At 64.0% G+C, this 13,774-nt stretch carries 12 protein-coding genes; all 12 read left to right on the top strand.

The genetic code is table 11. From position 1 onward, the window contains the following. Positions 1 to 85 precede the first annotated feature (85 nt). Complete coding sequence (locus GXP39_19500) at positions 86 to 1,348, top strand: adenosylhomocysteinase (GenBank protein ID NOZ30222.1); 1,263 nt, start codon at positions 86 to 88, stop codon at positions 1,346 to 1,348. A 126-nt stretch (positions 1,349 to 1,474) separates the two neighbouring features. Then, positions 1,475 to 2,689, top strand: a complete 1,215-nt coding sequence (locus GXP39_19495; protein ID NOZ30221.1) for a methionine adenosyltransferase — start codon at positions 1,475 to 1,477, stop codon at positions 2,687 to 2,689. 311 nt (positions 2,690 to 3,000) lie between these two features. Beyond that, the gene (locus GXP39_19490) at positions 3,001 to 3,972 is read left to right on the top strand and encodes a GDP-mannose 4,6-dehydratase (protein NOZ30220.1); all 972 of its coding nucleotides are present in this window, start codon (positions 3,001 to 3,003) and stop codon (positions 3,970 to 3,972) included. Between the two features lie 119 nt (positions 3,973 to 4,091). After that, a complete protein-coding gene (locus GXP39_19485) occupies positions 4,092 to 5,516 on the top strand; it encodes a phosphoglucomutase/phosphomannomutase family protein (GenBank protein NOZ30219.1) in 1,425 nt (474 codons plus the stop codon). Beyond that, positions 5,506 to 6,327, top strand: coding sequence for a TatD family hydrolase (locus GXP39_19480; protein ID NOZ30218.1), 822 nt, complete (start codon positions 5,506 to 5,508; stop codon positions 6,325 to 6,327). The genes GXP39_19485 and GXP39_19480 overlap by 11 nt, the downstream gene beginning before the upstream one ends. A gap of 220 nt (positions 6,328 to 6,547) precedes the next feature. Then, a complete protein-coding gene (locus tag GXP39_19475) occupies positions 6,548 to 7,519 on the top strand; it encodes a polyprenyl synthetase family protein (GenBank protein ID NOZ30217.1) in 972 nt (323 codons plus the stop codon). Positions 7,520 to 7,694: 175 nt separating this feature from the next. Beyond that, positions 7,695 to 8,651 carry a glycosyltransferase family 2 protein gene (locus tag GXP39_19470; GenBank protein NOZ30216.1) on the top strand — a complete coding sequence of 319 codons (957 nt, stop codon included), beginning with the start codon at positions 7,695 to 7,697 and terminating at the stop codon, positions 8,649 to 8,651. A 3-nt stretch (positions 8,652 to 8,654) separates the two neighbouring features. Then, positions 8,655 to 9,863, top strand: a complete 1,209-nt coding sequence (locus GXP39_19465; protein NOZ30215.1) for a glycosyltransferase family 4 protein — start codon at positions 8,655 to 8,657, stop codon at positions 9,861 to 9,863. Then, the gene (locus GXP39_19460; protein NOZ30214.1) at positions 9,844 to 12,084 is read left to right on the top strand and encodes a phospholipid carrier-dependent glycosyltransferase; all 2,241 of its coding nucleotides are present in this window, start codon (positions 9,844 to 9,846) and stop codon (positions 12,082 to 12,084) included. The genes GXP39_19465 and GXP39_19460 overlap by 20 nt, the downstream gene beginning before the upstream one ends. Positions 12,085 to 12,270: 186 nt before the next feature. Continuing rightward, a complete protein-coding gene (locus GXP39_19455; protein NOZ30213.1) occupies positions 12,271 to 12,975 on the top strand; it encodes a transposase in 705 nt (234 codons plus the stop codon). After that, positions 12,972 to 13,340 (top strand): hypothetical protein, encoded by a 369-nt coding sequence (locus GXP39_19450; protein NOZ30212.1) that lies wholly within the window; start codon positions 12,972 to 12,974, stop codon positions 13,338 to 13,340. The genes GXP39_19455 and GXP39_19450 overlap by 4 nt, the downstream gene beginning before the upstream one ends. Before the next feature lie 72 nt (positions 13,341 to 13,412). After that, positions 13,413 to 13,774 (top strand): hypothetical protein (locus GXP39_19445; protein ID NOZ30211.1); only part of this gene is annotated, 362 nt, incomplete at its 3' end.

Genomic DNA, 13,774 nt, shown 5'->3' with positions numbered 1-13,774 from the left:
CGTTGACGCTTATGGTGTGCTTCATGGATTATCCCTGCCTGTTTTGAAGAGACGCGATCTCACGATCATACAAGGAGTGTAACACGTGACGAAACAGTACGATGTGAAGGATTTGTCGCTGGCCGATCAGGGCCGTTTTCGCATGGAGTGGGCCGCGCGAGAGATGGCGGTGCTCCAGCAGCTGCTGGAGCGGTTCCAGCAGGAGCGCCCGCTGGATGGGCTGCGGGTGTCCGCCTGTCTGCATGTGACCACTGAGACGGCCAACCTGATGCGGGTGTTGCAGGCCGGCGGGGCGGATGTGGTGCTGTGCGCCTCGAACCCGCTGTCCACTCAGGACGATGTGGCGGCCGCGCTGGTGGTGCATTACGGGATCCCCGTGTACGCCATCAAGGGTGAGGACAACGAGACCTATTACGAGCATATCAAGGCCGCGCTGGACCATCGGCCTCACGTGACCATGGACGACGGCGCCGATCTGGTCTCCACCCTGCATCGAGAGCGCCAGGATCTGCTGGGGGATGTCATCGGTGGGACGGAGGAGACGACCACCGGCGTCATCCGGCTGCGGGCGATGGCCAAGGACGGGGTGTTGCGGTATCCCATCATCGCCGTGAACGACGCGATGACCAAGCACCTGTTTGACAATCGGTATGGCACGGGCCAGTCCACCATCGACGGCCTCCTGCGGGCGACCAACGTCCTGCTGGCGGGTAAGAACTTTGTGGTCGCCGGATACGGCTGGTGTAGCCGTGGCATTGCCATGCGGGCGCGAGGCATGGGGGCCAACGTTATCGTGACCGAGGTGGACCCGCTGAGGGCTTTGGAGGCGGTGATGGATGGCTTCCGGGTCATGCCCATGATCGAGGCCGCGGCGATCGGCGACATCTTCGTCACGGCCACGGGCGATATCCACGTCCTGGATCAGCCGCACTTCGAGCGCATGAAGTCGGGGGCGATCATGGCCAACTCGGGCCATTTCAACGTGGAGATCAACCTGCCCGCGCTGGAGTCGATGGCGGTGGAGAAGCGGCGGGTGCGCGAGTCCCTGGACGAGTATCGGCTGGCTGACGGCCGCTGCCTGTACGTGGCGGGAGAGGGCCGGCTGGTGAACCTGGCCGCGGCCGAGGGGCATCCCAGCGCCGTCATGGATATGAGCTTCGCCAATCAGGCCTTGTGCGTGGAGTATATGATCCAGCACGCGAACGAGCTGGAGCGTCAGGTATACCCGGTCCCCGAGCAGATCGACAAGACGGTCGCCCTCCTGAAGCTTCAGGCGATGGAGGTGAAGATCGACGAGCTGACCCCCGAGCAGGAGAAGTATCTGGCGTCGTGGGAGATGGGCACCTGATCCCCCTGTGCGAACCTGGCGTCTCACCGGGGATGGCGTGGCGGGCGTTCACGATGATCCCCGGTGAGACGTTGTGGAGAGGGTTGAGCGCTTGTGGAATGAGAGACCGTTGAAGGAGTAAACGATATGACCACGACCTTCATGAGTTCACCGCAACTCTTCTACACTTCCGAGTCTGTGACGGAGGGGCACCCGGACAAGATGTGCGATCAGGTCTCCGACGCCGTGTTGGATGCCATCATCGCTCAGGATCCGGATGCGCGGGTGGCCTGTGAGTGCGCCACGACCACGGGGCTGATGGTGGTGATGGGCGAGATCACGACCTCGGCGTCGGTCGATATCCCCCGGATCGCCCGCGATACCATTCGGGAGATCGGCTACACGCGCGCCAAGTATGGCTTCGACGCGGACACCTGTGGGGTCATCGTATCCATCAAGGAGCAGTCGGCCGACATCGCGTTGGGCGTGGATAAGGCCCTGGAGGCCAAGACGGGGGAGATGAGCGACTCCGAGATCGAGGCCATCGGCGCGGGCGACCAGGGCATGATGATCGGCTTCGCATGCGATGAGACGCCGGAATACATGCCCATGTCCATCATGTTGGCGCATAAGCTGTGCAAGCGCCTGGCGGCCGTGCGCAAGAACGGCGCGTTGCCCTACCTGCGTCCGGACGGGAAGTCGCAGGTCACGGTGGAGTATCACTACGGCAAGCCGGTGCGCGTGGACACCATCGTGGTCTCCACCCAACATGCCCCGGAGATCGAGCAGGACAGGCTCCATCAGGACATCCTGGAGGTGGTCATCCGGCAGGTGGTGCCCCCTGAGATGATCGACGAGCGCACGAAGATCTTCGTCAACCCGACCGGCCGGTTCGTGACGGGCGGCCCCATGGGGGACGCCGGCATGACCGGGCGCAAGATCATCGTGGACACTTACGGCGGGGTGGCCCGACATGGTGGCGGCGCCTTCTCCGGCAAGGATCCCACGAAGGTGGATCGATCAGCGTCCTACATGGCGCGCTACATCGCCAAGAACGTGGTGGCGGCCGGGCTGGCCAGCCGATTCGAGCTGCAGGTCTCCTACGCGATCGGCGTGGCGCGGCCCGTGTCCCTGGCGGTGGAGACGTTCGGCACGGGGAAGGTGCCCGACGAGCGGATCATCGAGCTGATCCAGGAGCACTTCGATCTGCGTCCGGCCGCCATCATCCGCCATCTGGAGCTGCGGCGTCCCATCTATAAGGCGACCGCCGCGTATGGTCACTTCGGGCGAGATGATATCGACGCCCCGTGGGAGCGGATCGATATGGCGGAGGTCCTGCGGGATGAGGCCGGGCTGGACTGATTCGACGATCGGATAACGCCGTGGGGGCGTGATGCCCCTGATTCGCAGGCATATCGGCGGGCGACGGTTTTGGAATCGCCATCGGTTGGATAGATGGGCAGGCCAAGCATCGTGCTTGGCCTGCTTCGCTTGGAGGCTCGTCCATCGCAGGAGCACGCGGCGCTCGGCCTCGCCCAATCAGGCCGGGGAGGGGCAGGTGCTGGGCTGAGATCGGATACACCACCCCCTGTCTCTGGGGTTCTTTGCGGGTCGGGTCGCTCCTGGGGTATAATAGGTGGTCACCGCTAGGTTATCGGCCAGGAGGGATAGACTTGGCACGGGCACTCATCACGGGGATTTCGGGATTTGTTGGCAGTCACCTGGCCGAGCATCTCCTGACAGAGACGGACTGGCACGTCGCGGGCACGCTCTTTGGCGATGTCAGCGGTATCTCCCATCTGCGGGATCGGCTGGAGCTGTATCCGGCGGAACTGTCCCGTCTGCAGGTGGTCATGGACATCGTGGATCAGGTCCGGCCGGATTACATCTTTCACCTGGCGGCGCAACCGTTGCCCTCCCTCTCGCGCCGCGATCCGTGGGGGACGTTACAGACGAATATCCGATTGCAGCTGAACGTGTTGGAGGCGGTCGTCCGGTTAGGGCTGGAGAGCCGAGTGCTGGTGGTGGGCTCGGGAGAGGAGTACGGGCTCGTCTCGCCAGACCAGCTGCCGGTGACCGAGGACACGCCTTTGCGCCCGCTGAATCCCTACGCGGTGAGCAAGATCGCGCAGGATTTCCTGGGGTTGCAGTATCATCTCAGTCATGGGGTGTTCGCCGTGAGGGTGCGGCCCTTCAATCATATCGGCCCCCGACAACGTCTCGGCTTCGTCGTCCCGGATTTTGCCCAGCAGATCGCCGAGATGGAGGCGGGCCTTCGTCCCCCGGTAGTCTATGTGGGCAACCTCGACGTCTACCGGGATTTCAGCGATGTGCGTGACGTGGTGCGCGCGTATCGGCTGGCGTTGACTCATGGGGAGCCGGGACAGGTGTATAATCTGGGATCGGGACGTGCGTACTCGGTACGAGAACTGTTGGAGCGGCTCATCGCCCTCACGGGCATGGACGTGGAGGTGCGTGTGGACCCCCAGCGCATGCGCCCGTCCGAGGTGCCCCGGATCGTGGCGGATGCGTCGCGCTTCCGTCAGCGCACCGGTTGGGAGCCGCGCATCCCCCTGGAGCAGAGCCTGCGCGACGTCCTGGATGAGTGGCGGGGCCGGGTGCGCGCTTCGACGGAGGCATCGTGAGCCCCGTTTGACCCTCACACGGATCAGGGGTTGTGGCAGCTGTGGCCTTTTTCATGTCTGCCACGCTCACGTGTGATGCTACCAATCGAGAGTGAAGGAGGAGTAGATTGGAGACGAAGATTCGATTTGGCACGGATGGGTGGCGAGGTCGCATCGCCGAGGATTATACGTTCGCGAACGTCCGGCGTTGCGCGCAGGGGTTCGCGCTCTATTTGAAGCAGCTGGGAAATGTCGATGGCGGTGTGGTGGTGGGATTCGACCGACGATTCGCGTCGGAGCATTTCGCCGCCGCGGTGGCGGAGGTGATGGCCGGCAATGGCATCCGGGTCTTCCTCATGAGGGAGGCCGCTCCAACGCCGGCGATCTCCTATAGCGTGGTGGTCAAGAAGGCGGCCGGCGCGGTGAACATCACGGCCAGCCATAATCCGCCTACGGATAACGGGTTTAAGGTGCGGAATGAGACGGGCGGCGCTATAGATCCGGAGGGCTTGGCCGAGATCGAATCGCTGATCCCGCCGTCCGATCAGGTGTTGCGCATGGATCTGGATGAGGCGTTGGAGAAGGGATTGGTGGAATACTTCGATCCCGCTCCGGCTTACATCGAGCAGTTGAATCGGCTGGTGGATCTGGAGTCCATTCGCCAGGCCGGGTTGACCGTGGTGGCGGACGCGATGTGGGGCAATGGCGCCGGCTGGCTGGAGCGGCTGATCGGGGGAGGACGCACGCAGGTGATCTCCATCCACAAGGAACGCAATCCCATCTTCCCGGAGATGCAGCGGCCGGAGCCCATCCGCCCGAACGTGGATCCCTGTATGGCCAAGGTACGTGAGGTGGGGGCGGATATCGGGCTCATCACGGATGGGGATGCGGATCGCCTGGGTGTGGTGGATGAACATGGCGACTTCGTGGACCAGCTGCGTGTGTACGGCTTGATCGCCCTGTACCTGTTGGAGGTCCGCGGCGAGCGTGGCCCTATCGTCAAGACGCTGTCCACGACCTCCATGCTGAACCGGCTGGGCGAGATCTACAACGTGCCGGTCTATGAGACGGGCGTGGGGTTCAAGTACGTGGCCCCCAAGATGCTGGAAGTGGGCGCGATGGTGGGTGGCGAGGAGAGCGGCGGATATGCCTTCGGGGATCACATCCCGGAGCGCGATGGCATCCTGGCCAGCCTGTACATGCTGGACCTCCTCGTGCGCACCGGTAAGTCGGTGACTCAGCTGCTGGAGCATCTGTTCAGCAAAGTGGGGGCGCATTACTACAAGCGCATCGATGTGCCGTTCCCGGTGGAGAAGCGGGAGGCCGTGCGTCGGCGTGTCGAGAGCGCCCGGCCGGAGGTCATCGGCGGGCTGAAGGTCACGGGCCTGAACACGATGGACGGTTTCAAGTACAGCCTGGAGGATGGGGGCTGGATGCTGATCCGCTTCTCCGGGACGGAGCCGATCATCCGGGTGTATACGGAGACGACGCACCCGGAGGCCATCGACGCGATCCTGAGGGACGGGCTGAAGCTGGCGGGGCTGGATCAAGAGCGTGCTGATTGATTCCCATTGCCACCTGGACTTCCCGCAGTTCGATGCGGATCGGGCGGCCGTGTTAGACCGGGCACGGGCGGCCGGCGTTCGGGTCATCGTGAACCCGGGCGCCGATCTCGCCTCCAGCCGGCGGGCGGTGGCTCTGGCGGAGGCGGAGCCCGGTGTGTACGCCGCCGTCGGGGTCCATCCCCATGACGCGGATACGGTGGACGATGCCGTGTTGTCCGTGCTGCGGGATCTGGCCGTCCATCCCAAGGTCGTGGCCATCGGCGAGATCGGACTGGACTTCTATCGAGATCTGTCGCCCAGGGATCGGCAGCAGGAGGCCTTCGAGCGACAGCTGGACCTGGCCGCCGAGCTGCGCCTGCCGGTGATCATCCACTGCCGGGAGGCGCAGTCGCAGGTGATGGCGACGTTGCGGGCGTGGGCGGATCGGCACCCGCCGCCGGAGGGCGGGTATCGAGGGGTGCTCCATGCCTTCGCCGGCGACAAGGCGATGGCGGAGGCTGGACGTGCGATGGGATTCCTGATCGCCCTGGGGGGCCCCGTGACCTTTCGGAACGCTCGCCGGCTACACGCCCTGGTTCCGGAGCTGCCGTTGGACTCCCTGTTGCTGGAGACGGATGCGCCCTATCTGTCGCCTCACCCGTATCGAGGGAAGCGCAACGAGCCCGCCCGGCTGACGCTGATCGCGGAGGCCGTCGCCCGTTTGCAGGGTGTGTCGGTGGAGGAGGTCGCCCGTCGGACGACGGACAACGCGATACGCCTGTTCCGGTTGTCCGGTCTGGGAGGGGATGGAGAGACCTTCGTCGGCGTGTGAGATGGGGGGATCATCCACCCTGTAGGCGACGTTTTTTCTCAGATCGGCAGACTTGTGTAAAATACCACCTGAATATTTTAGTGAATGCTCATGGATGGTTTGTGTTCGGTCCGGGTGACGGCTGAGCAGGTCCTGTTGGGGTGAAACGGGGGTGGCCGCACCTTTGTAGGGGAGTGCGGCTTTGTCGATGAACACAACGACCATGAGGGGATGAGGTCCATTGACGCGATTGGCTGCCCTTGACCTGGTGCGTGATGAGCTCGACATGGTCGAGGAGATCATGCGCGCCCGGTTGAAAGAAACCTTCCCTCCGATCGCACAGGCGTTGGAGGGGCTGATTATCCGTGGTGGCAAACGGCTGCGTCCCGCCATCACGCTGTTGGCCGCGAAGTTCTCCCCGTGCGATGTGCAGTTGGTGTTGCCTCTGGCCGCGGCAGCGGAGGCGTTGCATACGGCGACGTTGGTTCATGATGATGTGATTGATGGGGCGCTGCTTCGACGTGGCCTTCCCACCCTCAACGCGATGTGGAGTCGCGGCGCCACGGTGCTGGCGGGGGACTTCCTCTTCGCCCAGGCCGCCGACTTCGCGGCGATGAGCGGCAATCCCCGGGTGATCCGCATCTTCTCACGCACGTTGGTAACGATCTGCAACGGGGAGCTACGACAGCTCTTCTCGGCGTTGAACTGGAAACAGCCGAAGGAGGAGTATTACCGGCGCATCTTCGCCAAGACGGCCTCCCTGTTCCAGGCCGCCGCGGAGACGGGCGCGGTGATCAGCGGCGCCTCCGAGGAGTTCGTGCAGGCACTGAGCGCGTATGGGTATAACTTCGGGATGGCCTTCCAGATTGTGGACGATATCCTCGATTTCGTGGGGGACGAGTCGGTGATGGGGAAGCCGGCCGGAAGCGATCTGCGCCAGGGCACGGTGACGTTGCCGGTCTTCTACTTCCTGCAGCAGGATGAGCGGGCCCCGGAGCTGATCCGCATCCTGGAACATGCGCAGGCGGATGGCGGAAGCCGCCTGGAGGAGGCGGTGGCGTTGATCCGGGACTCGGACGCCATCGATGCGGCGGAGGCGGAGGCGAGGGAGTTCGTGGCGAAGGCCCAGGAGGCGTTGTCCATCCTTCCGGACGTGCCCGCCCGGGATGTGTTGACGGATCTGGCCGACTTCGTGGTTGAGCGGCGCTGGTAACGCGCGCATGGCGGCGAGGTGAGGGGTTAGGGGCGGTTGCCTCTAACCCTTGCTTTTTGTGGGGTGGGCGTGGGATGTCTGCGGCGTGGAGTTGGCCCCCTGTGAAGGTGAGAAGAAGCTTTTCCTTGCGTCGCCGCAGGCGGTGTCCACGCTCGTTGGGGGGACTTCCGGCGTGTTGGACCTCTCCGTCCTGATCGTAAACTGGAACGTGGCTCCTCTCCTGCGGCGCTGCCTGGCCTCCATCGCCGTGTCGCCGGGCGTCGACGTACGCGGGGAGGGCGATGGGCTTGCCGCGGAGGTCATCGTCGTGGACAATGCCTCCACGGATGACAGCGTGGCCATGATGGAGCGGGAGTTCCCCTGGGTTCGCGTCGTCCGCAATCGAGAGAACGTGGGATTCACCAGAGCGAACAACCAGGCGCTGGAGCTGGCGCGAGGCCGCTACCTGCTGTTCCTCAACCCGGATACCGAGATCGTCGGCGAGTCGCTGGTGACCATGGTGCGGTATATGGACGCTCATCCGGACGTCGGCGCGCTGGGGCCACAGTTGCGTTATGCGGACGGTCGTATACAATCATCACGGCGGCGTTTCCCGACCCTGGCGACGGCCTTCCTGGAGAGCACGGTCCTGCATCTCTGGTGGCCGAACAATCCGGTCGCCCGGCGGTATTACGTGGCCGATCGACCGGATGATCAGGAGCAGGAGGTGGACTGGGTGGTTGGCGCCTGCCTCCTGGTGCGTCGTCAGGCGGTCGAGCAGGTTGGCGGCTTTGACGAGCGGTTCTTCATGTACTCGGAGGAGCTGGATTGGTGTCGGCGGGCCCGCGCGGCGGGTTGGCGGGTTGTCTATCTGCCGGCCGCCCGGGTGATCCACCATGAGGGGAAGTCCAGCGAGCAGGCCGTGCCCGCTCGCCACATCCACTTTCAGAGCTCCAAGGTGCTCTACTTCCGCAAGCATCATGGGCGCCTGGCGGCCGAGTCGGTGCGGATATTCCTGCTCGCGACGTATGGATATCAGTGGATGTTGGAGGCCGCCAAGTGGGTGGTGGGCCATCGGCGGCCCTTGCGTCGTCAGCGCATGGCGACCTATGTGCAGGTGCTGCGCTCTGGCCTGCGAGGAGTGAGGCGGTAGAAGATGCGCATCCTGTTGGTGTCGGGCGAATACCCCCCTATGCAGGGGGGCGTAGGAGACTACACGCGTGAGTTGGGGATCGCGTTGGGGGCCCTGGGGGCGGATGTGCACGTGCTCACGGCGAAGGCGGCCGGGGTCGAGCACTTGCGGCCCCATCGTGAGGGGGCTATCGAGCCGACGGTGCACGCGATCGTGCCGCGTTGGGGGTGGCGGTTTTGGCGCATCCTCCAGGATGTGGCGCGTGAGATTCAGCCCGATGTGGTGCATGTCCAGTACCAGGCGGCAGCGTACGGGATGCATCCGGCCATCAACCTGGTGCCCACCCGCTTCCTGCAGAACGAGACCCGGCCGCGCCTGGCGGTGACCTTCCACGATCTGAAGGTGCCCTATCTCTTCCCCAAGGCCGGCCCATTGCGCCGCTGGGCGGTGTTCCGCCTGGCCCGGGCTTCGGATGTGGCCATCACCACCAACGCGGCGGACTTCCAGACGTTGCAGTCGGCGGGTGGCGTCGGCATGTTGGATCTGATCCCCATCGGCAGCAACATTCAGGCGCGTCCCCCGGCCGGCTACGATCGAGGGGATTGGCGGGCGAAGGTGGGGGTACGCCCCGAGGACCTCTTGCTGTGCTACTTCGGGTTCCTCAACGCGAGCAAGGGGGGCGAGACGCTGATCCTGGCCCTGGCCGAGTTGGTGCGTCGCGGCGTGCCCGCGCATCTGTTGATGGTCGGCGGGCAGGTGGGCGCCAGCGATCCCACCAACGTGGCCTACTTGAGGCGAGTGCAGCAGTTGATCGACCGGCTGGGGCTGGTGGAGCGGGTTCATTGGACCGGGTATGTGCCGGAGCCGGAGGTTTCGGCTTACCTGATGGCGGCCGACATCTGCGTGCTCCCGTATCGGGATGGCGCCTCGTTCCGGCGGGGGAGCCTGATGGCCGCTCTGGTACACGGCCTGCCGATCGTGACGACCCGTGCGCCGGGGGAGCCGCCGTCCCCGACGGCGTTCAGCATTCCCCGGCTGGCCGATGGCGAGAATGTCCTGTTGGTGTCGCCCGAGGACCCCTCCGGAGTGGCGAACGCTGTACAGCGTCTCATGTCCGATCCCCTGTTGCGGGAGCGGATCGGGCAGGGGGCTCGTCAGCTGGCTGAGGCCTTCCGCTGGGATGACATCGCGGCGCGCCATCTGGAGGTCTATCGTGCCCTTGGGGTGGCGTAAGCGCCTCACCCGCCCGCGCCCGATCTGGGTGATCCTGCTTGCCTACCTGGGCGTGGCGACGATCTACAACGTGACCGTCCCCCTGTTCGAGACCCCGGACGAGTATCACCACTATTTCTACGTCAAGCATCTGGCCGACGGGAACGGCCTCCCTGTGCAGGTGCCAGAGCGGGGAGATCTGTGGGCGCAGGAGGGGAGCCAGCCTCCCCTCTACTACGCGCTGGCGGCGTTGGCGACCCGCTGGATCGATACCAGTGACGCGTATGAGCTGTTGTGGTTCAACGCGCACGCCAATATTGGGAACCCCACCCTGCCGGGGAATAAGAACCGCTTCGTGCATCTGCCGCGGGAGCGTTGGCCCTATCATGGCACCGTGTTGGCCGTCCATCTGATCCGCCTCCTTTCCACATTGCTGGGAGCTGGGACCGTCTATCTGACCTACCGGGTGGCCCAGGCGCTGCTGCCCGGCCGTCCGGTCATCGCCCACGGGGCGGCCGCGCTGGTCGCCTTTACCCCCCAGTTCGACTTCATCCACGCGGCGGTGAGCAACGACTCGGCCATCGTGTTCCTGTCCACGCTGGCGTTATGGTGGCTGGTTCGGGTGTTGCAGGGCCAGGACGGCGTGACTGACCTCGCCTTGGGGGTGACGCTGGGGCTGGCCGCCCTGGCCAAGCTGAGCGGGCTCTTCCTCTGGCTCCTCGCCGCGATCATCCTGGTCGCCAGAGCCGGCATGGCTCGACGGTGGCGCCGGCTGTGGCGCGATAGTCTCATCGTCTTCGGCAGCGCGCTGGCGATCTCGGGGTGGTGGTATGTGCGCAACTGGCGGCTGTACGGGGATCCTACAGGGCTCAACGTCATGCTTCAGATCGTGGGACCTCGGGAGAACCCGCCCACCCTGGCGCAGCTGGGCAAGGAGTTTGAAGGGTTGCGCATCTCGTTCTGGGCACTGTTCGGGTGGTTCAGCATCCTGGTGCCCACGTGGATCTATCGCGTGCTGGACGCGATCGGCGTGATCTCTCTTGGCGGGTTGCTGGTGGGGCTGTGGCGGCGAGGGAAGCCGCCGATCCCGCGTGAGGTGTGGTGGCTCACGCTGCCGACCGGGTGGCTGGCTCTCCTGTTCGCCGGGCTTGTGCGCTGGACCCGCCTGACGCCGGGGACGCAGGGACGCCTCCTGTTCCCCGCCATCTCCGCGGTGATGCTCCTGACGGCCCTGGGATGGTGCCAGTGGGTGCCGAGGACGTGGCGCCGATATTGGATGGGGGCGTTGGTGGGGTTCATGTTTGTCTTCACCGTGGCCTCGCCGTTTTATGTGATCAAGCCGGCGTATGCGCGTCCCCGCTACATTCGTCCGGAGATGGTGCCGGCATCGGCGCGCATGGATCCCATCTATCATGACGATCTGATGCGGGTTGTGGGCGCCGAGATCCAGCAGGATACGGTGACCCCAGGCGAGACTTTGTGGCTGACCGTGTACTGGGAGCCTTTGAGGCATTTCCGTCGTGATTACAGCGTCTTCGTGCACGTGTTGACGCCGGACGGGCGGGTGATCGGGCAGGTGGATACCTGGCCCGGGATGGGGACGTTGCCCACCCGTCTGTTGCGCCCGGGGACCGTTCTGCCGGATCGCTATCCTGTGCTCATTCGTCATGATGCGCCAGTGCCTACCGTCGCCCGTGTAAATGTCGGCCTGTTCGATCGTGAATCCCAGCAGGGGATCCCCACGTTCGATGCCGATGGGAACCAGATGGATAATCTCATCGGTTGGATCCGCGTCCTGCCGCGGGAGCGCCCCTCTGTGACGCCTGCGGAGCCGTTGGATTTCCGGCTGGGCAACGCCATCGTTCTGGACGGCTTCGATCTGTCGTCGGCGCAGGTCCGTCCTGGCGAGACCGTGACGGTGACGCTGTATTGGCGAGCGACGGCTCCTGTGAATCGCAGCTTCACCGTGTTCACCCACCTGGAGGATGATCGTCGCTCCGTGATCACGCAACACGACAAGACCCCGCTGGATGGCGCCTGGCCCACCATAGCCTGGGAGCCCGGGTGGCCGGTGGTGGATCGTTATCAATTGCCGGTGCCGGAGGATACGCCGCCTGGCTTCTACCCGCTGTTGGTGGGCATGTACACCCTGGAGGACGGCGTTCGGCTGCCCGTCTCGCCGGTGACGGACGCCGTAGTGGATAACGCCATCCGGATCGCCGTGATCGAAGTTGTGCGCTGAGCGGTGGGGTGACGCATGCGTTTCCCTCTATAGGTCGACATCTGGGGACAACGGAGTGATTTTCGATTCAGAGCGCATTCAGCTGATCCAAGAGTCTGGCCTGTAGCGTTTCGTTTTCTTGTGCTTCGAGAAACTGAGACGGGGTTTGAGGTGGGATGGAAGGTCGGGTAGAGTCACTGAGGATAAATTCGTGTGTCCCATGAGTGCTATCGCCGCAAATCCATCCGCCTGAAGGAATGGGATTATACCGAGCCCGGTGCGTATTTCGTCACCATTTGCACCCACCGGCGCGCACACCTGTTCGGCCGCGTGGTGGATGGGGTGATGGAATTGAATGAATTTGGGGAGATCGTGCGCGACGCGTGGTTCGACTTGCCTAACCATTACCACCATGTGGAATTGGACGCGTTCGTCATTATGCCCAACCACGTACATGGTATCATCGCCTTGACTGTGGATCTGCCCGCGAATTTCGCGAATTCTGTAGGGGCAGGTCTCAGACCTGCCCCTACAGCCTCTACAGAACCGGGTCCTGCCCACACAGAACCAACATCCTCTCCCCTAAAGCGGCACCCACTTTCGGAAATCGTCCGGGCGTTCAAATCCTTCTCCGCCCGCCGCATTAATGTCTTGCGCGAGACGCCCGGCGCGCGTGTCTGGCAACGCAACTACTGGGAACATATCATCCGCAACAAACGCGCGCTTGACGCTATTCGTCGCTATATCGTCTACAACCCCGCCCGCTGGGCCTGGGATCGCTACAATCCCGACGCGATCGGCCCTGATCCCTGGGCCAAAGATCTCTGGAACATGATACAGGAAGATGCCCGCAGTGTAGGGATGCCCCACCGGATCACCTCTACCAGCGCCACATCGGAGGATCAGTCATGACCGCATCCACCACATCCACCATCGCCCAGCGCGTCTGGAACTATTGCCACGACCTGCGGGACGACAGCGTCTCCTACGGCGACGACCTGCGGGAGTTCGTTGAATGGGCTGTCAGAGTGTGTCTGAAAAATGCTGTTGCTTCTGTTGGGGGGAGCCCCTCCGGAGAAAACCCTTCTTTTGCCCTCGACCTGCTTGGCCTCGGCCTGGGCCCTTCGGGAAGGGCCGAGAGAGACAGGTACAGGCCGGAAAGGTGGGATTTCTGTGGAAGGGAGGCCCCCTCCACACCTCCCCCTGTGGAGCTGGCGGTTGAGGGAGCCTCCTCAAAGCATCTTGCCGGTAAATTTTCAGACACGCTGTCAGATTGAGAGGAAAGTACAACGTGATGAACGTTATCCATGCAGGGGTTTAGGCATACAAAGGTGTGTCGGATGCCTTTTGTGAGCTCACGCGGGCGTCAATGGGCGCTGATCATCCTGCTATTGTGGGGTGGGCTCGCGCTGCGTTTGTATCGCATCGACGTCCAGAACATCTGGTGGGACGAGGGCCGGAACATCGATGTGGCCGGCCGGCCCCTGGCCGCCATCGCGGGGTCCCAGGAGCTGGACATCCAGCCGCCCCTCTACTTCTACTTCCTCCACGTCTGGATGGGACTGCTCGGCCGGTCGGAGTTCGCCGTGCGATCCCTCTCCGCGTACTTCGGCCTGCTCAGCGCGCCGCTGCTGTTCCTCCTGGGGCGGCGGATCGGCGGGCGGGCTGCGGGCGTGCTCGCCCTGGGCGCCGGGGCGCTGGCCCCTTTCTT

The sequence above is a fragment of the Chloroflexota bacterium genome (assembly GCA_013152435.1).
GTDB lineage: Bacteria > Chloroflexota > Anaerolineae > DUEN01 > DUEN01 > DUEN01.
This window is presented reverse-complemented; position numbering and strand designations above follow the sequence as displayed.

Coding starts and splice junctions, on each gene's coding strand:
- GXP39_19495 (NOZ30221.1), top strand. CDS start 1,475: ATGACCACGACCTTCATGAGTTCACCGCAACTCTTCTACACTTCCGAG.
- GXP39_19450 (NOZ30212.1), top strand. CDS start 12,972: ATGACCGCATCCACCACATCCACCATCGCCCAGCGCGTCTGGAACTAT.
- GXP39_19465 (NOZ30215.1), top strand. CDS start 8,655: ATGCGCATCCTGTTGGTGTCGGGCGAATACCCCCCTATGCAGGGGGGC.